Annotated in this window: 21 protein-coding genes; 5 read left to right on the top strand and 16 right to left on the bottom strand. The window is 40.9% G+C overall.

The window, feature by feature from the left end; all coding sequences use genetic code 11:
• Positions 1–110: 110 nt before the first annotated feature.
• Both MF4640_RS08705 and MF4640_RS08710 read right to left on the bottom strand, forming a co-directional pair.
• On the bottom strand, positions 111–341 hold the full coding sequence (locus MF4640_RS08705; protein WP_153042472.1) for a hypothetical protein: 231 nt from the start codon (positions 339–341) through the stop codon (positions 111–113).
• A 447-nt stretch (positions 342–788) separates the two neighbouring features.
• Positions 789–1,790: a helix-turn-helix transcriptional regulator gene (locus MF4640_RS08710; protein ID WP_078389314.1), complete on the bottom strand. Its 1,002-nt coding sequence runs from the start codon at positions 1,788–1,790 to the stop codon at positions 789–791.
• Between the two features lie 239 nt (positions 1,791–2,029).
• On the opposite strand from MF4640_RS08710, the gene MF4640_RS08715 reads away from it, so the two are divergent.
• From MF4640_RS08715 to MF4640_RS08735, 5 genes are read left to right on the top strand one after another with little or no spacing between them, the layout of a single operon-like run.
• Positions 2,030–3,580, top strand: coding sequence for a circularly permuted type 2 ATP-grasp protein (locus tag MF4640_RS08715; protein WP_078389315.1), 1,551 nt, complete (start codon positions 2,030–2,032; stop codon positions 3,578–3,580).
• A gap of 25 nt (positions 3,581–3,605) precedes the next feature.
• Positions 3,606–4,208, top strand: a complete 603-nt coding sequence (locus MF4640_RS08720) for an alpha-E domain-containing protein (RefSeq protein WP_004982053.1) — start codon at positions 3,606–3,608, stop codon at positions 4,206–4,208.
• Complete coding sequence (locus tag MF4640_RS08725) at positions 4,205–4,984, top strand: transglutaminase family protein (protein WP_078389316.1); 780 nt, start codon at positions 4,205–4,207, stop codon at positions 4,982–4,984. The genes MF4640_RS08720 and MF4640_RS08725 overlap by 4 nt, the downstream gene beginning before the upstream one ends.
• A gap of 24 nt (positions 4,985–5,008) precedes the next feature.
• Positions 5,009–5,743: a proteasome-type protease gene (locus MF4640_RS08730; RefSeq protein WP_004696423.1), complete on the top strand. Its 735-nt coding sequence runs from the start codon at positions 5,009–5,011 to the stop codon at positions 5,741–5,743.
• Positions 5,744–5,790: 47 nt separating this feature from the next.
• Positions 5,791–6,216, top strand: a complete 426-nt coding sequence (locus MF4640_RS08735; protein ID WP_078389345.1) for a BLUF domain-containing protein — start codon at positions 5,791–5,793, stop codon at positions 6,214–6,216.
• A 30-nt stretch (positions 6,217–6,246) separates the two neighbouring features.
• Here the strand turns inward: MF4640_RS08735 and alr are convergent, their stop codons facing one another.
• The 14 genes from alr to ppsA form a co-directional block, all read right to left on the bottom strand.
• On the bottom strand, positions 6,247–7,317 hold the full coding sequence (alr, locus tag MF4640_RS08740; RefSeq protein ID WP_078389317.1) for an alanine racemase: 1,071 nt from the start codon (positions 7,315–7,317) through the stop codon (positions 6,247–6,249).
• Between the two features lie 47 nt (positions 7,318–7,364).
• Complete coding sequence (gene dnaB / locus MF4640_RS08745; protein ID WP_004696432.1) at positions 7,365–8,810, bottom strand: replicative DNA helicase; 1,446 nt, start codon at positions 8,808–8,810, stop codon at positions 7,365–7,367.
• 272 nt (positions 8,811–9,082) lie between these two features.
• On the bottom strand, positions 9,083–9,529 hold the full coding sequence (rplI, locus tag MF4640_RS08750) for a 50S ribosomal protein L9 (RefSeq protein WP_004696433.1): 447 nt from the start codon (positions 9,527–9,529) through the stop codon (positions 9,083–9,085).
• Positions 9,530–9,538: 9 nt separating this feature from the next.
• A complete protein-coding gene (gene rpsR / locus MF4640_RS08755) occupies positions 9,539–9,766 on the bottom strand; it encodes a 30S ribosomal protein S18 (RefSeq protein WP_004278792.1) in 228 nt (75 codons plus the stop codon).
• An 11-nt stretch (positions 9,767–9,777) separates the two neighbouring features.
• Entirely contained in the window at positions 9,778–10,164 is a 387-nt protein-coding gene (gene rpsF / locus MF4640_RS08760; protein WP_004696436.1) for a 30S ribosomal protein S6, read from the bottom strand.
• A 143-nt stretch (positions 10,165–10,307) separates the two neighbouring features.
• Entirely contained in the window at positions 10,308–11,063 is a 756-nt protein-coding gene (locus MF4640_RS08765; protein ID WP_078389318.1) for a DUF3142 domain-containing protein, read from the bottom strand.
• A gap of 7 nt (positions 11,064–11,070) precedes the next feature.
• Complete coding sequence (locus tag MF4640_RS08770; protein WP_078389319.1) at positions 11,071–13,185, bottom strand: hypothetical protein; 2,115 nt, start codon at positions 13,183–13,185, stop codon at positions 11,071–11,073.
• A gap of 105 nt (positions 13,186–13,290) precedes the next feature.
• Positions 13,291–14,169, bottom strand: a complete 879-nt coding sequence (cyoE, locus tag MF4640_RS08775) for a heme o synthase (RefSeq protein WP_004982036.1) — start codon at positions 14,167–14,169, stop codon at positions 13,291–13,293.
• Between the two features lie 10 nt (positions 14,170–14,179).
• The gene (locus MF4640_RS08780) at positions 14,180–14,509 is read right to left on the bottom strand and encodes a cytochrome o ubiquinol oxidase subunit IV (protein ID WP_026056475.1); all 330 of its coding nucleotides are present in this window, start codon (positions 14,507–14,509) and stop codon (positions 14,180–14,182) included.
• On the bottom strand, positions 14,506–15,126 hold the full coding sequence (gene cyoC, locus MF4640_RS08785) for a cytochrome o ubiquinol oxidase subunit III (protein ID WP_004696446.1): 621 nt from the start codon (positions 15,124–15,126) through the stop codon (positions 14,506–14,508). Before cyoC ends, MF4640_RS08780 begins: the two co-directional genes overlap by 4 nt.
• Positions 15,127–15,130: 4 nt before the next feature.
• Positions 15,131–17,119, bottom strand: coding sequence for a cytochrome o ubiquinol oxidase subunit I (gene cyoB, locus MF4640_RS08790; RefSeq protein ID WP_078389320.1), 1,989 nt, complete (start codon positions 17,117–17,119; stop codon positions 15,131–15,133).
• Between the two features lie 3 nt (positions 17,120–17,122).
• Positions 17,123–18,196 (bottom strand): ubiquinol oxidase subunit II, encoded by a 1,074-nt coding sequence (gene cyoA / locus MF4640_RS08795; RefSeq protein WP_004696450.1) that lies wholly within the window; start codon positions 18,194–18,196, stop codon positions 17,123–17,125.
• 301 nt (positions 18,197–18,497) lie between these two features.
• Positions 18,498–19,265 (bottom strand): RDD family protein, encoded by a 768-nt coding sequence (locus tag MF4640_RS08800; RefSeq protein ID WP_078389321.1) that lies wholly within the window; start codon positions 19,263–19,265, stop codon positions 18,498–18,500.
• A 343-nt stretch (positions 19,266–19,608) separates the two neighbouring features.
• Positions 19,609–21,987, bottom strand: a complete 2,379-nt coding sequence (gene ppsA, locus MF4640_RS08805) for a phosphoenolpyruvate synthase (RefSeq protein WP_004982030.1) — start codon at positions 21,985–21,987, stop codon at positions 19,609–19,611.
• Between the last annotated feature and the right edge of the window lie 72 nt (positions 21,988–22,059).

Here is a 22,059-nt window from a genome sequence, read left to right on the forward strand (position 1 = left end):
TTCTTGACTCAAGCATTAATGCAGTACGATCTTCAAAGTTAAGATGATGGTATGACAATTTTATATACTCCATAAACCCTTTAAATTAATTAGGTGGTTTATGTCGCACTTCAAGTTTTACTCTGCCCAGACATATACTTGCCGTAATTGTATTTGTCTTTTTCAGGGTCGAGATTTTTAACTTGGATTGGAAATTTTTCACATATCTCTTGAATTAGACCAGTTGCTGAAGGGACATCTGCTTTCACTGAGCAACCAGCACCTGTAAAGAATACGTAAGGCTTTTTATTTTCTTTGGCTTGTTTTAAAAGCTGTGCAACTTCTTGTACGTTAAAACTCATGTTGTTTAAGTTATTAAAATTGATGATTAATTTTATTATACGATAAATTTCAAAAAGGTGAGATATTTGATTCAAGTTATCAGATTGGAGTCTTCTTTAAGAGGTCTGCTTTTTGTTTTGGCAGATATACAAAGCAAAAGAGTTGTTTAAGATAAAAACAGATAAAAATAGCCAATCATGTTATTTCACAAAAGCCCCACTGTATTTTAAATTGATTTTACGTTCTTAACATGAGGTCAACACCATGACAATGAAATCGATCCGTTTTAACAGTGGAGAGCTTGCATGCCAATGCTAGTTTGTATCAATCACCAAAAACAGCGCACTTATCTTGGTTTAGGGGAGGCATTAAACCAAGATGAGCAATGAAAACGACAAACCCAAGCAATTCAAATATCTAATACCAAAAAGACTGTAAAGCCCCTAATACTTGGGGCTTTTTTTATTTTAGTCGGTTATGGTCTGATTAACTGCATCACGAACCTCTTTAGGTTCAATGTGACTAATTTTATGCCCAAAACTACGTAACCACCACACCAGTTGATTGGTAAAAGGTACGGTAGCATGAACCAAGATTTGCCCATTTCCAAGCGGTTCTAAAACCTGATTGGTACTGAGTTTGGTTTCTTCCAAATACAGCGCATCTATTTCAGTCATAGTTAGGGTAAGTGCAACGGTTTCTGTAGGTTTTGAAAAGTCTACACGGAAACCTAATGCGCCCGATTCGATATATTCATCGATATCAAAATTGACTGGGTGTAAGGCACGAGTGTTTAAAACTGTCGCTGATTTGAAACGGTGCAGTGCAAAGGTTTGAATATCAGTTTTGTCGTGGCGGGTACAAATCAGATAAATAATTGCACCTTTTTGAACCAGTGCGAGTGGATTGAGCGTATAGGTTTTTGCTTCAACCGCTTGGTTTAAGCCTTGATAAACGCATTCCAGTTGTTTGTCTTGGAGCAGCCCTTCATAGATGGCTTGCTGCGCTGTTTTCTCCACAATCGGAGGAATCAGCGGTTGTGTCGCAGGAACAATACGTACGCGGTTAATCCATTGGCGCACATTGTTTTGGGTAGAGAGGCTACGACGTGCTAAGTCAAACCATGGATTCATTTCTTCAATTAAGCTTGGAGGAAGAAGATGTTTAAGGTGTTCTTCAACCATCATAAATGTCACCGCTTGAGAGCTGGTCATGTGCGGTAAGCTTTGAATCGGAGCATCAGAACGCCAACGCCAACCTTGAGGCACAGCCCCATTGTTTTCAATCGGGAAGCGTTGAGAGATTTGATTTAAATCACGTTGAATAGTTCGCAAAGTAATGTCGATACCTTCACGTTGTAAAATCTCTTGCAGCTCTCGAGTGCCCATCCATTTTCCAGTGGAAAGGCGAGACAAAATTTGCCATTGGCGATAGAGACTATTGGACGTTTCTTTTTCTTGTATAGACATAGTTTAATAAAATATAGGAGTCGAAATTACTTACTTGAATGTGAACACAATAAGAAAACTCATTCGTTTAAGCAAGCTTTGCTTGAAATTTTTCAGTTATATTTTTTGACACAACTTAATGCGAAATAGAATTGAAGCAATGCGTTTTTTATCGATTAATAAACAAAGCATCTTTAGAAATCCATGGCATAGATATTGCTACGTATGGGTTACATATCGATAACAATTGAGAGGTTTGTATGTTTAAAGAAGATAAAGATACAAATGTAAATACGATGTTGGACGGATATAAGCTTAACTCTCCTGTATTAAATCCGATTCACTCTCATGATCGTCTATCGAGCCAGTCTGTTGGATTGTTTCATCAAATGACCTCGAATTTCTTTAATGAAATGACAGATGACCAAGCGATGTCTGGTGAGGCTTGTGCGCGTATTGAGCACTGGTTGTCACAGCATAGTGTAGAAGAACTCGAAGAACTGAACCAAATTGCCAAACAGCATTTTTTATATGAAGGTATTACGTTTACTGTATATGGTGAATCTGAGGGCATTGAGCGCACCATTCCTTATGATTTAATTCCACGTGTGATCGCTAAACAACAATGGAATAAAATCTCCCTTGGCTCTGCACAACGTGTGCGGGCTTTAAATCTATTTTTACATGATATTTACCATCAACAAGACATTCTCAAAGCGAAAATTATTCCAGAACTGCAAGTGTTGACGCATGAAGCTTATCAACCGCATATGTATGAGCACCGTTTAAAAGGTCAGATTTATAGCCAAATTAGTGGAATTGATATTATCCGTGATGGGCAGGGTGAGTTTTATGTGCTCGAAGATAATTTAAGAACGCCGTCGGGCGTGTCTTATATGCTTGAAAGTCGTAAGATTAGTGAAAAACTTATGCCTGATTTGATGCAGAAGAACCATATTTTAGGCATAGAACAATACCCACAATTACTAAAAGAAATCTTGGCTGAAAATGCTTATGTCGATCAGCCTTTCATCGTGGTGTTGACACCGGGACGTTATAATAGTGCCTATTATGAACATGCTTTTTTAGCCCGTGAAATGGATGTGCCTTTGGTGACATCGCGTGATTTGTTTGTAGAGCATGATAAAGTCTATGTCAAAACCATTCGTGGCCGTCAACGAATAGATGTGATTTACCGCCGTTTGGATGATGCTTATCTTGATCCGCTGTGCTTTATGCCGAATAGCACTTTAGGTGTCGCAGGGTTGATGTCCGCTTATTTGAGTCATAACGTGGTTATTGCGAATGCACCAGGCACAGGGGTTGCGGATGATAAATCGATTTATCCTTATGTCGATAAAATGATTCAGTTTTATTTAGGTGAAAAACCTATCTTAAAAAATGTTCCGACATATCAATGCCGTAACAAGCAAGATTTGGCTTATGTACTCGAGAACCTTGAGCAGTTAGTGGTCAAAGAGGCGCAAGGTTCGGGTGGGTATGGTATGCTGATTGGACCGCAAGCCTGTAAAAGTCAAATTGAGCAATTTAGAGATAAGCTCATCGCGACGCCGCATTTATATATTGCCCAGCCCACTTTAGAGCTTTCAGTCAGTCCAACCATGACTGAATCGGGTGTTTCTGAGCGTCATATTGACCTTAGACCGTTTGTGCTCAGTTCACCGTATCGTACCGAAATTGTCCCTGGCGGTTTAACACGTGTTGCGATGAAAGAAGGTTCGTTGGTGGTCAACTCATCCCAAGGAGGAGGAATTAAAGACACTTGGGTCGTGGAAAACTTACATTCATAAAATAAACAAATATGAGGGTAGAACTATGATTTTATTAAGCACCAATGCTGAAAATATTTTTTGGTTAGGGCGTTATTTAACACGTACTCAATATTTGTGTGCTCAGTTTCCTTTTACCCAAGACCAGCCTGCAATGGATTATGCGCATGCATTTTGTTTGCCTGCTTTTGATGCGTGCTCACTGAATGAGCTGATTTTAAACCCAAACAATCCTGCTTCATTTAATCAGCAATTTCAAAGCGCTAAGAGTAATGTACAAGACTTGCGCGGGATTTTATCTGCAAAGGCATATGCGGAACTGAATCAATTTATCAAAAATGCCACTGAAAACACCGCCTATATTTGTGATGTGGTTGGAGAGTGTCAGGATGTACTTGAGTCTGAAGCCAGTGATGTCTTTTTATTCTTTAGTTTAGGGCAAATGATTGAGCAGCTCGACCGTCAAATTCGCCTGAAACAAGATGCACAAAATACTTTAGTTGAAATAGAAAACATCGTCATGTTGTTAAAAGAAATGGGCTGGCTAAATTTGGCACAGGCTTGGCTAGAGCTCAAATCACAACCTGATGCGATGAATTTTTATCATTTTAGTGATTATATTCAACAATTGTTTGAGGTTGATGTATGAAACTTATGATCAATCACCAAACGCATTATCAATATAGTGAATTGGCGCTGAAGAGCATTCAATATATCAAAATGACACCTACGAATAATTCACACCAAAAGGTATGTCATTGGCATGTGAGTGTGCCAGGAGAGCGTGAAGAAAAACGGGATGCCTTCCAAAATATTTGGATTACCAGTTCGCAACGTGAAGCCTATCAACAGCTGACCATAATGGCGCAGGGCATTGTTGAAATTAATAGCTTGGCAGAACATGGCATCCAAGATCGACTGAATCCCAATTTATTTTTACAGCCGACGCTCAATACCCAGTGCAATGCTGAAATGAAGGCATTTGCACATCAGTATGTGCCTGAGTTGAATCGGGAAAATTTGATGAAACTGTCAGAAGCAGTTTTAGTGCATATTCCTTATGTACCTGCCAAAACTTCGGTGTTAACTTCGGCAATTGATGCATTCAATGGGCAACAAGGTGTATGTCAGGATCATAGTCATGTTTTTATTGCTATGTGCAAGCATCTGGGCTTACCGGTACGTTATGTATCGGGGTATTTGCATGTGCCTGAAACTTCACACCTCGCCAGTCACGCGTGGGCCGAGGTGTATATTGATGATGCATGGTATTGTTTTGATACCAGTAATCAATTGTTCAAACCACAGTCACATATCTATGTAGCTATTGGGCGCGATTATTGGGATGTGGCTCCCGTTCGTGGCGTACGTGAAAAAGGTGGAGTGGAATCGATGCATTCCATGGTACAAGTTTTAAGTTGTTAAGGTTTAGCTGAAAAAGGATGTTCTATGACCTATTGTTGTGCACTTCGTCTTCAAGATGGTTTGGTTTTTATAAGTGATACGCGTACGAATGCAGGTGTAGACCATATATCCGTGTTTAGGAAACTGTATACCTTTGGTGTGGAGGGTGAACGTTTTATTGCGATTCAAACCTCAGGAAACTTAGCAACGACCCAAGCGGTGATTGGGCATTTAAAAAATCATCTGGAGTTAAGCCAAGAACCGAATTTATATAGTGTCAATACCATGTTCGAAGCGGCTGAGTTGGTCGGGCATACTTTGAAAAAAGTCTTGGCGGATATGGCACCAGACACGCAAGAACAAAGTAATTACTACTGCAGCTTATTGGTCGGTGGGCAAATTAAAGGGGCAGAAATGCAACTTTATAATATTTATCCGCAGGGGAATTTTATTTGTGCGACCAAAGATACGCCGTATTTTCAAATTGGTGAAAGTAAATATGGCAAGCCGATTCTAGATCGTGCATTACGGTATGACATGCCCTTAGACGAAGCGGTGAAGTGTAGTTTGATTTCTTTTGATTCAACCTTGCGTTCCAATGTTTCTGTAGGTTTGCCCTTAGATGCTTTGGTGTATACAAGAGATAGTTTGCATATTCCAGTGGGTAAGCGGATTGATGAAGAAGATCCATATTTTTCAAGCATCAGTAAGCAATGGTCAGATACCTTAAGAAAAGGATTACAAGAATTGGCAAAGCCGACGGATGACTATTTAGTATAAACGTGTTAGATGCTAAAAATAATGAAATCAATAAATTGGGGAAGTCTATGCAGCAAATTTGCTATGCAAGCACTTCAACTTCGGATCACGTACAGCTTCTTCAAGATGTTCGAGACATTTTAAGCGAAGCGCGTGATTTTAATGCAGTACATAATATTTCAGGCGTTCTTTATTATGCTGATCAGCATTATTTCCAGTGTTTAGAAGGGGATGAAGCTGCTTTAGAATTATTAATGTTGAAATTATTGAAAGACCCTAGACATAAAGATATTAAAGTCTTTGAGGCGAAAACCATTCACGTAGCACATTTTAGAGCCTGGGGCATGAAGTATGTGCAACGTATGAGTAGTGTACATACCAAAATGCGTGAGATGGGTTTTGCAACATTTGAACCGCAGAGTATGAGTCAACAACAAATTGATCAGCTATTGCAAGACCTTTATGATGCCCAGCCCGATGAGAGTTTGTGTTGAAAAAAGCCCAAGTAGAACTTGGGCTTTTTGTTAGATTTGCTTACGTGTAGGGCGATTGCTTAACCGACAAAGTAGCTCATAACCAATAGTTCCATTGGCTTCCGCAACATCGTCAACTAAGCGGTTTTCACCCCAGAGCTCAACCTTTGTACCGAGTTTGGCGTTTAAACCCGTCACATCGATCGCAATCATATCCATCGCAACTCGGCCCACAATAGCTACTGCTTGACCATTTATAGCAACATAGTTTTGCTTTGGAAATGCACGTGGATAGCCATCACCATAACCAATCGAAACAATGGCCAGTTCAGTTTCTTGGTTTGCGACAAAATGCGAACCATAGCCGACACCTTCACCTGCTTGAATGGTATTTAATGCAATAATTTCCGCCGTGAAGCTCATAACGGGCTTTAAGTCCAAGTCGTGTGCATTTTTATCGGCAAAAGGTGATGCACCGTAAAGCATGATGCCGGGACGAACAAAATCAAAATTAAGTTCTGGCCATTTAAATATAGCAGCTGAGTTACAACATGAGGCTAGGATGGGTGAACAGGCTTCTTTGATGTGTAGAAATTGCGCACGTTGCTGTTCATTGAGTGGGTGGTCAGCATCGGCGTTGGCAAAGTGCATTGCTAGGACACATGTAAAGCCTTCTGCTTTTAAAGTGTTGATGACATCAATGATTTCGGCAACTTTAAAGCCTAAACGGTTCATACCGCTATTGAGTTTTACCCATACTTTAAGCTTTTGTGCGATATACGCGGTTTTATGTGAGATTAACCAATCGACTTGTTGTTGCTGATGAACCACACACTCGATATTTTGCTCAATGACGGTTTGCATTTCATCTGCTGAGAAAACACCTTCAATCAGGGTAATCGGTTGTGTAAAGCCGAGTTCACGAATCTCTAATGCTTCTTCTAAACAGGCGACGCCAAAGGCATCGGTTTCACTTAAGGCTGCTAAACAGTCTTTGACTCCGTGTCCATAAGCATTGGCTTTGACCATGCTGACGATTTTCGCGTTTGGGGCAAGTTGTTTGACACGGTTTAAATTATATTGCAGCGCTTGGCTATCAATATAAACTGTTGCTTGACGCACCCTAATTACTCCTACAGGGTCATGGAAAGGCGACGATGAGGCTTTAATTATTCCTCATCATCGTACTGAGCATAAAACTCAGGGGATAAGTTACTAAAGCGGGTATATTGGCCTTCAAAAGCAAGTCGAACGGTACCAATAGGGCCGTTACGTTGTTTACCAATAATAATTTCGGCAGTGCCCGCTTCTTTGGATTCTTTGTTATAGACTTCATCACGGTAAATAAACATGATCAAGTCGGCGTCCTGCTCGATCGCACCGGATTCACGTAAGTCTGACATCACGGGACGTTTGTTGGGACGATTCTCGAGGGAACGGTTAAGCTGCGATAGTGCAATTACAGGGCACATCATTTCTTTGGCAAGAGCTTTTAAGCTTCGTGAAATTTCTGAAATCTCACCGACACGGTTATCACCCATACCTGGTACTTTCATCAGCTGTAAGTAATCGACCATGATGCAGCCGAGTTTACCATCGTGCTGTTTGGCAATACGACGTGCGCGAGCACGAACTTCTGTAGGTGGAAGAGCAGAGGAGTCGTCGATATAGAGCTTTTTCTCTTGCAGTTGCAAAATGGTGCCGGTAACTTTTGACCATTCATCACCATCGAGTTTACCTGAACGTAAATGTCCCTGATGGACTTTCCCGTAAGATGAAATTAAACGCATGGCGATGGAGTCGGCTGGCATCTCCATGGAGTAAACCAAGGCAGGTAAGTCATTATTAAACAGCACGCTTTCCACTAAATTCATGGCAAAAGTGGTTTTACCCATCGATGGACGCGCTGCAACAATAATCAAATCACCTGCTTGCATGCCCGAGGTTTTATTGTCGAGTTCAAGAAAGCCTGTAGTTAAGCCTGTAATGCTGCCTTCCATTTGCGACAGCTCATTCAGCTTATCAAATACATCAGCTACAACTGTATTGATGGCTTTAGGCCCTTGAGCTTTGGCATTGTTATTGTGTTGTTCAGCCAAAGAGAAAATATTAGTTTCGGCCAAATCTAAAATTTCACTGACGTTACGACCTTTGGTGTCATAGGCATTTTGTAAAATTTCAGAACTAACCTTGATCATGCTGCGCAAAGTCGAAAATTCTTTGATCTTGGTGGCATAAGTTTCCATGTTATAGAAACTAGACGGGGAGTCTGCCATCAATTGCATCAGGTACTCTTCACCACCAACCGCATCGAGTAGGTTTTGTGTAGTGAGCCAGTCATGCACTAAAACCGCATCATAGGGTGAGCTGTCTTTGGAGAGTTGTGCAATCGCGCGAAAAATATATTTATGGCGCGTCGCATAAAAGTCATTTTCAGTGAGTACATCGCCAACTTGTTCAAAGGATTCAGCAACCGTCATTAAAGCGGCAAGTACGGCTTGTTCCAATGCTAAGTTATGCGGAGGTGTACGGAATTCTTTCAGTTGCCCTGACTCATTCGGTTTATTGTCTTGTTTCGATGAGCTCTTTTGAGCAGTGGCATTCGCCTGTGACATATAACGCCCTGATTTTTAATACAGTAAGAGGGATAACTTAAGATAAATTTCACTGTAAATTTGGGAAAAAATACAGTCATTTAACTGTATGCACTTTATCAAAAAATGCAGCTGCTGTGTGCTGAATTCAAGGCTTATGGATAAAACCCATAATATTCAAATTTGGCATTTTGTGGGGCAGACGATGAAGTTTTAAGCTGAGCAATGAAACTACTTTTTCATAGAGATAAAAAAAAGAGCATGCAAAAGCATGCTCTTTTTTTTGCAAGAAATTACTCAGATACGATAGTAACGAGAACTTCAGCAACAACATCATGGTGCAATTGGATTGCGATGTTGAATTCGCCAGTGTGACGAAGTGCACCGTTCGGTAAACGAACTTCTGCACGGTCAACTTCAAGACCAGCATTTGTTAACGCGTCAGCGATATCACGAGTACCGATAGAACCGAATAGTTTACCTTCATCACCAGCTTTCGCAGTGATTACGATGTTAACTTCGTCTAATTGGCTAGCACGTGCTTGAGCAGCAGCTAAAACATCAGCTTCAGCTTTCTCAAGTTCAGCGCGACGAGCTTCAAAAGCAGCAGTGTTAGCTTCAGTAGCAGCTACTGCTTGACCTTGAGGGATAAGGTAGTTGCGGCCGTAACCAGCTTTAACTGAAACTTTATCGCCTAATTTACCAAGGTTTTTAATGCGTTGTAATAAGATAATATCCACAGCTCAACCTCACTTATGATTGTCAGTGTAAGGGATCAAAGACAAGTAGCGAGCTTGTTTAATAGCAAGCGCTAATTGACGTTGGTAACGAGCTTTAGTACCTGTAATACGGCTAGGAACAATCTTGCCGTTTTCAGTGATGTACTGTTTTAAAGTGTCGATATCTTTGTAGTCGATGTACGTAACGTTCTCAGCTGTAAAGCGGCAGAACTTGCGACGACGGTAAAAACGTGCCATTGATGTTCTCCTTATGCTTCAGCAGAGTCTTGAGCTTGTTGTGCTTCTTCACGTTGAGCTTTACGCGCACGTTTTTCTTCAGCACTCTTAGCCAATAGTGACTCTTCAGTGATAGCGTTCTCACGACGGATGATAAGGCTACGAATAATTGCATCGTTGTAACGGAACAATTCTTCTAACTCATCAAGAGTAGTTTGACCACACTCAACATTCATAAGAATGTAGTGAGCTTTGTGGATCTTGTTGATTGGGTAAGCCAATTGGCGACGGCCCCAGTCTTCAAGACGGTGAATTTGACCTTCAGCTTCTTTGATGTGAGTTAGGTAGCGTTCTACCATACCAACGACTTGATCGCTTTGATCAGGGTGTACTAAAAGTACGATTTCGTAATGACGCATTGTCAGCTCCTTACGGTTTAAACAGCCCCTAACAAAAAGTTGTTAGAAGCAAGGAGTCACAACCTAGGTTGTGTCGCATTAGATGCGAAGGGGGAATTTTAGAGACTTTGCTCGCCAAATTCAAGAACTTCTCTTAAAAAGCCCTAATTATTTTGAGGTTTTGAGTGCAAAAGGAAGACGACATAGCCTTTAAAGTTTGTATCATTTTCAAGCTTTGGAGGTCTATGCCACTGACCGTGTTGAACAATGCCAATTTTATAAGGCAGTTTTAGTGCTGAAACTTTTTTTAGATAAGCTGCATAGTTGGGTATGGTGGTTGAACCTTGATAGGTTTGAATGACCAACTCATCGATGGTGTTATTCAGGAGGTTTAAAGTCTCTTGGTTTGTCACATTGGTCCAGTCCATTAAACCCGTGATACTGAGTTGATAGTGCTGCGGCAATTGTTTTCTTAATCGACTTAAAAATAAGGCGTATTGTTGAATGTGTTTGGTTTTGGCATCGAAATCAATTTGTATGCCTTGAATATGATTCCCTGCATTTTCCCATTGCTGAACGCGTTTTAAAATTTGTGTAAGCTCTTGGCCTTGCCAGGCTAAATGATAATTACGAAAAACCAGCCACACCTTTTGCTGAGGAATCGTTAAAACGCTTACGCCTTGCGGTATGAGCTTAGAGTGACGTGTTTGGGAGTCTAAACGGATTTCACCTTGTAAAATATAAATTTCTTTAGCCGTATTTAGGTAAGGGGCTGATGAAATATTGCCCCAAATCCAAAATGCATCATAGTCTTCGGCATTTACCGGACCAGATGTTGAAGCTAACTGACTCGGCTGACAAGCCATGATGCTCAGCATACAGATCAGCGTCATAACAACGGAAAAAATCTGCTTCAACATATATGTCTTACCAGTAATACTTTAAGGATTGTGCCCAAGAGGTACTTGGATAGTCGCGTTTAATGTGGTCAAACCATTGTTTACGAGTGGATTTTTCAACTTCTGCATCCTGACAGTCATTCATCCCGCTTGGTGAATAACACATGATTGAGCGATAAAGAGCATAAGCTTTTAAATCGGGTACAGAACTGGATTTGGTGATGTCTTTATACACTTGGCCACGGGCAAAAATTGCACCTTGGAAGCTGGAAGTTTCTTTTTCTAAAGCGGTGACATAGCTTATGTTGTAGCCTTGAGTCGAGCGTGCATATTCGCCCAAACAAAGTCGGAGCTTTAAATCTTGAGGTGAATTTTCAAGTTTTTGAGTCAGGCTGAATAAATCAGGGCATTGCATTTGTGGCGTGATTTTTGTTCCTGCCCAAATGAAATCACTAAGGGGCGGTTGATTTTTATAGTTTGTATATGTTTCTGAGTCATATTTATACTTCGCGGCATCTTGTGGTAGCAGTACAAAGGCTTGATTAAACAGCTTAAAGTTTTGGTGTACCAATGATTTTTGCAAAGTTTTATATAAAGCTAAATTTTTTTGATCTGTACTTGATGCTTTGCTCTGGACAATTTGCATTAAGCTTTTTTCATTGGCTTCATTTTCAATAAAGCTTTTTTGCAATGAAGCTTGTTTGATTTTAGCATCTGAACCGATAAAGGCGCTGGCATTTTGCTGTTGGGTATAATGTGGATATAACATCAGCTCAAATAAGCCACGCTGTTCAATGGGTTTTGATTGACTCAGCCAACCTTCCCAATACTGCTGTGCATTTTGAGTTTGTCCGAGTTTCTCTAGAATACGACCTTTTAACAAGATTTGACTGAGTTGAAGGTAACTATTAATTGAATTAGAGGAATGTTCTGGCAAATATTTTAAAGCTTCGGCTGGTTTGTTCTGCACAAAGAATAAGTGATTGGCTTGTAGGTATTGGAACAGTTCTGGCTGACTCTTAAATAGTGTTTTTTGGTTGTTGAGTTCAGACCAGCTTAAGACTTTATCTTCTGCCGATGTTGCCTGACGCATTTGCATTAAATCTGAAATGGTCAGAAAGAAGGGATCTTTTAGATTTTTTGCATTGAATGAGCGGCTTTGAAATACATGGCGATCCATTTCAAAGACTAGATTATCGAGCTCTAGATTATAGTATTTGGAATCAGGGTGATTGATTTGCCATGCGAGTTCGTTGGTCAGGAGTTCGGTATTTCCACTCAGCCAATAACAACGACGTAGTAAGCCGCGTGCACTTGCGGCATATTTTCCCTCAGGAAAGCGTTTGAAGTAGGTAGTGATATGCTCATAGGTGTTTTTGAGTAAAGTCTGATCTACTTTATCGATTTTTAAGTCGCCATATTTACCGACACCCGACTGATAGCTTTCATTGAGGCTGCTACGAATCAACATATATTGCGATGTTTCTTTGATCCAAGGCTGATCAACCGTAGTTAATACTGAGTAAATTTTAGTAGCTATGGAAAAGTTACTATTATAAAAGGCAATGGTTGCATTTAAATAAGACGCATACTGACGTGCTTGTATAGACCAGTTCGGATTGACTTGGATGAGGGTAAGATCACGGTCACAGGCCGAGATATTTTGTCTTTCTTGAATTAGTAAATCTTTTTCTGCTTTGTTGAGATTTTTGTCGGCTTTCACCTGCTGGGTAAATTGATCCGCACCATTGTCTAGGCTACTACAATGTTCTTGGTAAGGCGTCTTTTCATTGTTTGGTTTTAATCGGGCATTCGGTCGTTTATTGGTTACGCTTTCAAACAATGTTTTAGCCGCAAATGGTACGTTGCTATATTCAGTTTCCCAAAGCGGATTATTTGGCTGATTGAAATTCAATTTGGCCAAACCCATGTCGCTCAGAAGTAAGAGCATATTGGTTTGATTGTCATTGGCGGGTGTGAGTGCAGGCAAATTGTCACAAGCTGTATAGGCATTGGTTTGAATGTTGGTCGATGGATAGCAAGAAACATCAAAACCAGAAAAACTGTGCGTGCTATAAACAAGGCTAATAGGGAACAGACTAATAAAAATAGATTTTTTAAAAAATTGTGATGGCATTTTCATTGCAGAGCATGAGTTATTGTTGTGTCTGCTATGGTAACAATTTAAAGACTAGACTTAAATATTGAATAAGTTGAAATAAAAAAGATAGAGAGAACTCTATCTTTTTTAAAACAGCGGCAAATGTGGCGCAGGTGAGACGTAGCTAAAACTAAAACTAAAACTTAATGCAGTAATTAAAATCACTGAATATAAGAAATAGCGTTTTGCCCAAACCTGATCATTTTCAGCTTTAAAACCAATGATTGATAAATATACCCAATAAGCACAGAGTGCGTTAAAGGTGATAAGAAAAAACATATTGGTATAGCCAAAACAATACAAACCATTTAACACCGCAGCAAACAGCAAGACATAAATCAAGCTTTCAACTTTCGTGCGGAAAATTGAACGTGCTACAGGTAAAATTGGAATGCCTGCATTTTTATAGTCGTCAAAGCGGTATACCGCAATTCCCCATGAATGAGGCATTTGCCAAAGTGCATATGCTAAGAAAAGCAACAATGCGGCAACATCAAATTCATTGGTCACAGCTGTATAGCCGATCACTGGTGGACTAGCACCAGAAATACTTCCAATCACGGTTTGGTGAATGGATGTGCGTTTGCTCCATAGACTATAAAAAATCACATAAACCACAAAACCAAGTACAGCAAAGCCAAAGGCATAAGCATTAACAAAGAACCAGAGTAGGGCGAAACCTAATATTCCAAGCGCAGCAGAAAATGCCAAAGCAACGGAAGGACTGATGGTTTTTTTAACTAATGCACGGTTCATCGTCCGTTCCATCTTTTGATCAATATCTTGATCAATGACGTTATTGACGACACAGCCAGAAGCAACAACCAGTGTTGTACCGAGTAGGGTGATGAGAAGAAGGAGGAAATCTACAGACCCCTGAGCGGCTAAAAAGAAGCCGCCCAGAGTGGTAACGAAGTTACCAAAGAGAATTCCTGGTTTAGTCAGGAATAAATACTTTTTCAACATGACGATCAGTTTAGATCATCATGTTGTAGTGTAAGTAGTTCATAATCCATACAGAGCCGACTAGAAGTACAGCAATACAAAGTACTGTATAGATAAATGCAATCACGTTCCAACGTTGCTCTGAAGATGAGTTCATGTGCAAGAAGTAAACTAATTGAACTAGAACCTGAGCAACTGCTGTAATTGCGATAACCGCCATAACAATACCGCGACCAAAACCACCAGCCATTACCATACCGAATGGAATTACGGTCAGGATAACTGAAAGGATAAAGCCGATCGTGTATTGCTTGGTGTTACCGTGTGAAGCACCAGCTGAGTTATGATCGTGACTCATTATAGAACTCCCATCAAGTAAACTACGCTGAATACACAGATCCAAACGATGTCAAGGAAGTGCCAGAACAAGCTTAGGCAAGCAAGACGACGAGTGTTTGGAAGAGTCAAACCATTTTTCTTGATCTGAATCATCAAAATGATCATCCATACCAAACCTGAAGTTACGTGAATACCGTGCGTACCTACTAAAGTAAAGAACGACGATAAAAACGCACTTACGCTTGGACCGTGGCCAGCATGAACTAAGTGATTAAACTCATATAGTTCCATGCCGATGAATGAAGCACCGAATAACCAAGTGATCGCTAACCAAGTTAAAACTTGGTTGACGTTCTTTTTGTATGCAGCAAGAACCGCAAAACCAAAAGTTACAGAAGAGATCAAGAGAGCGAAAGTTTCAGTTAAAACGAAACCTAAAGACTCACCGAATAATTCTTTTGCACTTGGTGTACCCATAGGCACATGGCTACTTAAAACAGCGAATGCAATGAAGAGTGTACCGAATAGAATCAAGTCACTCATCAAATAAGTCCAAAAACCAAAGACGGTGATGTCAGTATCATCGTGGTGATGATGCTCATCGTGTCCGTGGTTTTCGTGATGAAGTACGTCAGCCATTGTCTTAGTCCTTCTTCAAATGTTTTTCAAGAATCGCGTAACGTTCATTTTCAATACGCTCAACTTCAGCAGCAGGAACATAGTAGTCCACTTTCTTCGTAAACGAAGACGCGATGAAGCTGATAATAGCAGCGATGAACATTACAACAACTAACCACCAGATATGCCAGATTAAACCAAAGCCCATAACAGTAATGAACATGGCAATCACAACACCAGCAGCACGATTCGTTGGCATATGAATGTCTTCGTATGAAGTAGGTTTCGCATACGCTACGCCATTCTCTTTGTCATTCCAGAACGTATCAATACCATTGATTGTTGGAAGATGAGCAAAGTTGTAGAACGGAGCAGGAGACGAAGTCGCCCATTCAAGTGTACGACCATCCCATGGATCGCCTGTAAGGTCGAGGTTGTCGTTGCGTTGTAAGTAACCAACAACAATCTGCATAACGAAACATGCAATACCAATCGCGACTAACACAGAACCGAAGAATGCAATAGCAATGTACGGATCCCATTCAGGGTTGTCATATGTATTCAAACGACGAGTCATACCCATGAAACCAAGGATATAAAGTGGCATGAATGCAAAGTAGAAACCGAAGAACCAGAACCAGAACGCAGCTTTACCCCATGCTTCATTGAGCTTCCAACCAAACATTTTCGGCCAGTAGAAGATGATGCCGGCAAACATACCAAACACCACACCACCGATAATTACGTTATGGAAGTGAGCAATCAAGAACAATGAGTTGTGTACAAGGAAGTCCGCAGGTGGAACCGCCATTAATACACCAGTTAAACCGCCAATACCGAATGTTACAAGGAAGCCAAGCGTCCATAACATAGGAGTAGTGAAGGTGATACGACCCTTATACATCGTGAATAACCAAGAGAAGATTTTCACACCTGTAGGAATCGCAATAATCATGGTCATGATACCGAAGAACGCATTCACGTTCGCACCAGCACCCATGGTGAAGAAGTGGTGAAGCCATACTACGAACGCAAGTACTGTGATCGCAATTGTTGCATACACCATTGATTTGTAACCGAACAACGTTTTACGAGAGAACGTTGATACAACTTCAGAGTAAATACCAAATGCTGGTAATACTAAGATGTAAACTTCTGGGTGACCCCATGTCCAAATCAAGTTTACATACAACATTGGGCTACCACCCATGTCATTTGTAAAGAAGTGGAAACCGAAGTAACGGTCAAGCGTTAACATCGCAATTGTTGCTGTTAACACTGGGAATGACGCAATGATCAATACAGCTGTACACAAAGATGTCCAAGTAAAGATCGGCATGTCCATAAGTGACATACCAGGCGCGCGCATTTTAATGATGGTAACGAAGAAGTTAACACCCGTTAATAGCGTACCTAAACCTGAAATCTGAAGTGCCCAGATATAGTAGTCCACACCCACGCCTGGAGAGTATTCGATACCTGAAAGAGGAGGATAAGCCATCCAACCTGTTGCAGCGAATTCACCAATTGCAAGAGATGCCATCATTAAGCCTGCAGCACCAGCAAATAGCCAGAAGCTTAGAGAGTTTAATAATGGGAAGGCAACGTCACGTGCACCAATTTGAAGTGGTACAGAGATATTCATTAAGCCAACAACTAGACCCATTGCTACGAAGAAGATCATGATTACACCGTGTGCGGTGAAGATCTGATCGTAGTGTTCTGGGTGTAAATAACCTTCACCGCCACCTTTTGCAAGGAACAGTTGAAGACGCATCATAATCGCATCGGCGAAACCACGCAAAAGCATGATGATCGATACGAAAAGATACATGATACCAATTTTTTTATGGTCGACTGATGTGAACCATTCGTTCCACAAGTAGCCCCATTTTTTAAAGTAGGTAATACCAGCAACAACTGCGATACCACCTAAGATCATCATTGCAACTGTGACCAGTACAATTGGATCGTGCGGAATAACGTCCGGACCTAACTTACCTAAGAAGCTCATGTCTTATTCCCCTACAACTGATGAAGCAGGTTCAACAGCGGCATGTGCTTCAGATGAAGCAGCCCCGTGAGCACCCGCAGTCGCTGAGTGATCAGCACCGTGATAGTTGCTCATATATTTGCTGATGACTGACTTAAACAAGCCTTCCTCTACAGAAGAGTAGTAAGTCACAGGGTGTGGCTTAGTTGGATAAGGCTTCATTGCCTCAGCAGCAGCCTTCTCTTCAGGAGTTTTTGCTTTTGAAATCAAAACTTCAATTTGGTGTTTACCACGGTTACCGTCACGTAAAGACTCAAATTCAGCTTGATCTAAAATTGTTTTTTGTACAGCTTTAGGATTAATGCTTGTACCGTTACCTGCTTTAACTGCAGCAACCCATTCAGCGAATTGAGCGTCAGTTACAGAGTGAGCACGGAAGCGCATTTGCGAGAAGCCGTAGCCTGAATAGTTTGAAGAGAAACCGCGGTAGCCTTCAGCTGGGCTAGTTCCATCTGCTAACAAATTCAAGTGCGTTTGCATGCCTGCCATTGCATAAATTTGACCACCTAACGCAGGGATGAAGAAAGAGTTCATCGTGAAGTTAGAGGTAATTTTAAGTGCAACTGGAGTTTTTTCAGGGAAACGAATTTCGTTAACCGTCGCAATGTTAAGATCAGGGTAAATGAAGATCCATTTAAACTGTTCTGCAATGACTTGAATATTTACAGGTGCTTTATCAGATTCGAGCGGGCGGTAAGGGTCATACTTGTGTGAACCCCACCAAGTTAACCAAGCCAGAATACCAATAATAATGACAGGAATACCCCAAACTACAATTTCAATTGCAGTAGAGTGTGCCCATGTAGGTTTATAGTCTGCATCTTTATTCGACGCGCGATATTTCCAACCAAACCATAATGCCATTACGACTGATGGAATAACCACCAATAGCATTAAATAGATCGCAGTCATCATTAAGTCAGATTGACCTTGTGCAACTGGACCTTTTGAGTTTAGAAGTACCATATCACCACCACACCCAGTTAAGAGCGCGGCGATCGCAGATAAAGACAATACAGCTAAAATCGTTTGTCTCATTTTACAACCTCGGTGAAGAGTCCCATTCCCTAATAAAATTGGGATAGCGATTAAAGTGTCGCATGATTGAAAAGTTTCTTTTTAAGTCTAAAAACACTTCTCAATCATAAGACACCGCTACGTTGTAGGGCATTATGCCTCATATCGACAAACTAAGCTATACGTAAAGATGCTTTAAATGATTGTTATAAAAACCGATTTTTTCACTCGGAATTTTATAATTTATTTATGGATTTATTTTGAATATCAATAAACTGCAGAAAACTGAGGTGCGCCAAACCTCAGCTTAAATATGGGTAAATTACTGCTTAATGACCTTGGTTTTTGCCAGCTTATCGTGCAAAGTTTGACGCTTTGCAGTTAAACCAAAGACGTGATCGATGATGGTAATAAACGGCATGAACAGCATATTGAGCACAATAAAGACAACACTGCGCAATGTGAATACACGCAAAAGGCTGACTTTTTCGTTGGTTTCAACGTCTACAATTTTAATTTTGGTGATTTTTTTGCCAATACTTTGACCATTTTTTGCTAAGAAAAAAGCCTGGATACCGAGCATAATCAGCAGGTAAATGCCCATGGTGGTCCATGCTTCAGTTGGAATCAAACTGAACAGTTGTGCTTGCAGTTCACTGGCCTGTGTTGCTGTAGTAGCCGCTTGCATTTTTTGCTGAATTTCAGTGAGTTCACCAAATTTATCTGCTTGTAAAAAGAACGAGGGAATCGCAGCGGCAGGGAGCCAAAGAAGTAAATCAATGACTTTGGCTAAGACGCGTGTGCCTATTGATGCCAGTTCAGGTTGAGCAACTTTCGCCACTTTGCGGTTTGGCTGTGAAAATTGATTTGGCGTATGCATTGGCTCAGGAATAGGGGGCTGAGGCTGATACCCTACAGGTTCATACGCCAGTTTTCCTTGGGTGAGTTCACCTAAAGCTTTCCATTCGGGCATACCCTGATGCCAAACTAAATCCGTCAATAAAACTTGTTGGCTTGCGAGCATCTGATTCAACTGCTCTAAGGTATATGGACCGGCTTGTTGATTATTTCGTGCCAAGTAAATCTGCATATAAACTTAATCTCAAAATATAAGTTGGGATATTCAAATAATAAATGTATTTGTTTTCAGATTAAAAACAAATAAAAAATCTATGGTAAAACATGCGGATAGTCTAGAGAATTTCAAGCTAAAATTAACCAAAACTACACAAAATGCAGGACAGTGTAACAAGGATTATGCTGCTTCTTCTAGCTTTATCGCAATGCAATCTTTTCTCAATCAAGATGTTGATGCATGAGTATCAAACTTAGTCTAAATTTTTGCATCAATATGCTTGTTTTATTACGGATACGTTAAAAGAGTAGATATAAAAAAAGACCCTTGAAAGGGTCTTTTTTATCGGATCAAAAAGTTAAGCTTTTTGAACTTTTTCTTCAGCAAGGAAGAACCAAGTGTCTAATACTGAGTCAGGGTTAAGTGATACAGATTCGATACCTTGTTCCATAAGCCATTGCGCAAGATCTGGGTGATCTGATGGGCCTTGACCACAGATACCGACGTATTTGCCTGCTTTACGGCATGCATGAATTGCCATAGAAAGAAGTGCTTTTACGGCTGGATCACGTTCATCAAATAAGTGAGAAACAATTCCGGAGTCACGGTCTAGACCAAGCGTTAACTGGGTTAAGTCGTTTGAACCGATAGAGAAGCCATCGAAGTGTTCAAGGAACTGTTCAGCTAATAATGCGTTTGTTGGTAACTCACACATCATGATCACTTTCAGACCATTTTCACCACGTTTCAAACCATTTAACGCCAATAATTCAATTACACGTTTCGCTTCATGTACAGTACGTACGAAAGGAATCATGATTTGAATATTGGTTAAGCCCATTTCGTCACGTGCTTTTTTCAACGCGCGGCATTCTAATTCGAAGCAGTCACGGAAGTTGTCAGACACATAACGGCTTGCACCACGGAAGCCCAACATTGGGTTTTCTTCTTCAGGCTCGTATAACTTACCACCGATCAAGTTTGCGTATTCATTTGACTTAAAGTCAGACATACGAACGATGACAGGTTTGTCTGCAAATGCTGCAGCAAGGGTAGAAATACCTTCAACCAGTTTTTCAACATAGAATTCGATTGGCGATGCATAACCCGCTGTACGCGCCATCACCGCAGCACGTGTTTCACGTGGCAAGCTGTCAATGTTCAACAATGCTTTAGGGTGAACACCGATCATACGGTTAATGATGAACTCAAGACGTGCAAGGCCAATCCCTTCATTTGGAATTTGTGCAAAGTCAAATGCGCGGTCAGGGTTGCCGACGTTCATCATCACTTTGAACGGAAGCTCTGGCATAGATTCGATTGAATTGGTTTGAATCTCGAAATCTAAAGAACCTTCGTAGATGAAACCTGTATCACCTTCTGCACATGAAACAGTTACTTCTTGGCCGTCTACTAGAACTTCAGTTGCATTACCACAGCCGACAATTGCTGGAACACCCAGTTCACGTGCAATAATCGCTGCGTGACAAGTACGACCACCACGGTTAGTGACAATTGCAGCGGCACGTTTCATCACTGGTTCCCAGTCTGGGTCAGTCATGTCAGAAACCAGTACATCACCGTCTTGTACTTTGTCCATTTCTTTAATAGACGTAACAATGCGTACTTTACCAGAACCGATACGTTGACCGATTGAACGGCCTTCACAAATCACTGTGCCTTTTTGCTTCAAAAGGTAGCGTTCCATGGTACCGACGTTTTCACGGCTCTTCACTGTTTCAGGGCGCGCTTGAACGATATAAATTTGACCGTCATCGCCATCTTTTGCCCACTCGATATCCATTGGAGAACCATAATGGTTTTCAATGATCAGCGCTTGTTTTGCAAGTTCTTGTAGTTCGTGGTCGTTTAATGCGAATTGTTGACGCTCTTGTTTTTCAACATCAACCACAACAACTGATTTACCCGCAGAAGCTTCTTCGCCATAAATCATTTTTTGGTGTTTAGAACCTAGATTACGACGGAGTACAGCATGCTTGCCTGCATTTAAAAGTGGTTTAGAAAGGTAGAATTCGTCAGGGTTCACTGCACCTTGAACAACCATTTCACCCAAACCGTAAGATGCAGTGATGAACACTACGTCACGGAAACCTGATTCAGTGTCGAGTGTAAACATTACACCCGCTGCACCAGTTTCAGAGCGGACCATACGCTGAATACCAGCAGATAAAGCCACAACATCATGCGCAAAGTTTTGGTGTACGCGGTAAGAAATTGCACGGTCGTTATACAGTGATGCAAATACTTCTTTGATCGCGATCAATACGTTGTCGATACCGCGAATGTTTAAGAAGGTTTCTTGTTGGCCTGCAAAAGATGCATCTGGTAAATCTTCTGCTGTCGCAGAAGAACGAACGGCAACCGCGATGTCTGGGTTGCCGTTTGAAAGCTCTGCAAATGCTTTACGAACTTCTTGTTCGAGTTCTGCCGTCAGTGGAGTATCTACAATCCATTGGCGAATTTTCGCGCCTGTTTCAGCAAGAGCATTTACATCATCAACATTGAGGACTTTTAACTCTGCATTGATTTTAGCGTTTAGGCCACTTTGCTCGAGAAATTCACGATATGCTTGAGCTGTAGTAGCAAAGCCACCTGGTACAGATACACCTGCATTTGATAGGTGGCTGATCATTTCACCTAAAGATGAGTTTTTCCCACCTACAAGTTCAACGTCGTGTTTCCCTAATTTTTCTAGACCAATTACGCGCGCTTCCAAAGTTGTTACTCCACTTTTGCAGTATTTAATCACTATCTTGGCATCAGATTATAACAAATCTACTTAGCTTTT

The sequence above is a fragment of the Acinetobacter sp. MF4640 genome, assembly GCF_002018895.1.
Classification (GTDB): Bacteria; Pseudomonadota; Gammaproteobacteria; order Pseudomonadales; family Moraxellaceae; genus Acinetobacter; species Acinetobacter johnsonii.

Bases quoted from the DNA above. Each gene is read 5' to 3' on its own strand.
- MF4640_RS08705 (WP_153042472.1), bottom strand. From the start codon at position 341: ATGAGTTTTAACGTACAAGAAGTTGCACAGCTTTTAAAACAAGCCAAA.
- MF4640_RS08710 (WP_078389314.1), bottom strand. From the start codon at position 1,790: ATGTCTATACAAGAAAAAGAAACGTCCAATAGTCTCTATCGCCAATGG.
- MF4640_RS08715 (WP_078389315.1), top strand. From the start codon at position 2,030: ATGTTTAAAGAAGATAAAGATACAAATGTAAATACGATGTTGGACGGA.
- MF4640_RS08720 (WP_004982053.1), top strand. From the start codon at position 3,606: ATGATTTTATTAAGCACCAATGCTGAAAATATTTTTTGGTTAGGGCGT.
- MF4640_RS08725 (WP_078389316.1), top strand. From the start codon at position 4,205: ATGAAACTTATGATCAATCACCAAACGCATTATCAATATAGTGAATTG.
- MF4640_RS08730 (WP_004696423.1), top strand. From the start codon at position 5,009: ATGACCTATTGTTGTGCACTTCGTCTTCAAGATGGTTTGGTTTTTATA.
- MF4640_RS08735 (WP_078389345.1), top strand. From the start codon at position 5,791: ATGCAGCAAATTTGCTATGCAAGCACTTCAACTTCGGATCACGTACAG.
- dnaB (WP_004696432.1), bottom strand. From the start codon at position 8,810: ATGTCACAGGCGAATGCCACTGCTCAAAAGAGCTCATCGAAACAAGAC.
- rpsR (WP_004278792.1), bottom strand. From the start codon at position 9,766: ATGGCACGTTTTTACCGTCGTCGCAAGTTCTGCCGCTTTACAGCTGAG.
- rpsF (WP_004696436.1), bottom strand. From the start codon at position 10,164: ATGCGTCATTACGAAATCGTACTTTTAGTACACCCTGATCAAAGCGAT.
- MF4640_RS08765 (WP_078389318.1), bottom strand. From the start codon at position 11,063: ATGTTGAAGCAGATTTTTTCCGTTGTTATGACGCTGATCTGTATGCTG.
- MF4640_RS08770 (WP_078389319.1), bottom strand. From the start codon at position 13,185: ATGAAAATGCCATCACAATTTTTTAAAAAATCTATTTTTATTAGTCTG.
- cyoE (WP_004982036.1), bottom strand. From the start codon at position 14,169: ATGTTGAAAAAGTATTTATTCCTGACTAAACCAGGAATTCTCTTTGGT.
- cyoC (WP_004696446.1), bottom strand. From the start codon at position 15,126: ATGGCTGACGTACTTCATCACGAAAACCACGGACACGATGAGCATCAT.
- cyoB (WP_078389320.1), bottom strand. From the start codon at position 17,119: ATGAGCTTCTTAGGTAAGTTAGGTCCGGACGTTATTCCGCACGATCCA.
- cyoA (WP_004696450.1), bottom strand. From the start codon at position 18,196: ATGAGACAAACGATTTTAGCTGTATTGTCTTTATCTGCGATCGCCGCG.
- MF4640_RS08800 (WP_078389321.1), bottom strand. From the start codon at position 19,265: ATGCAGATTTACTTGGCACGAAATAATCAACAAGCCGGTCCATATACC.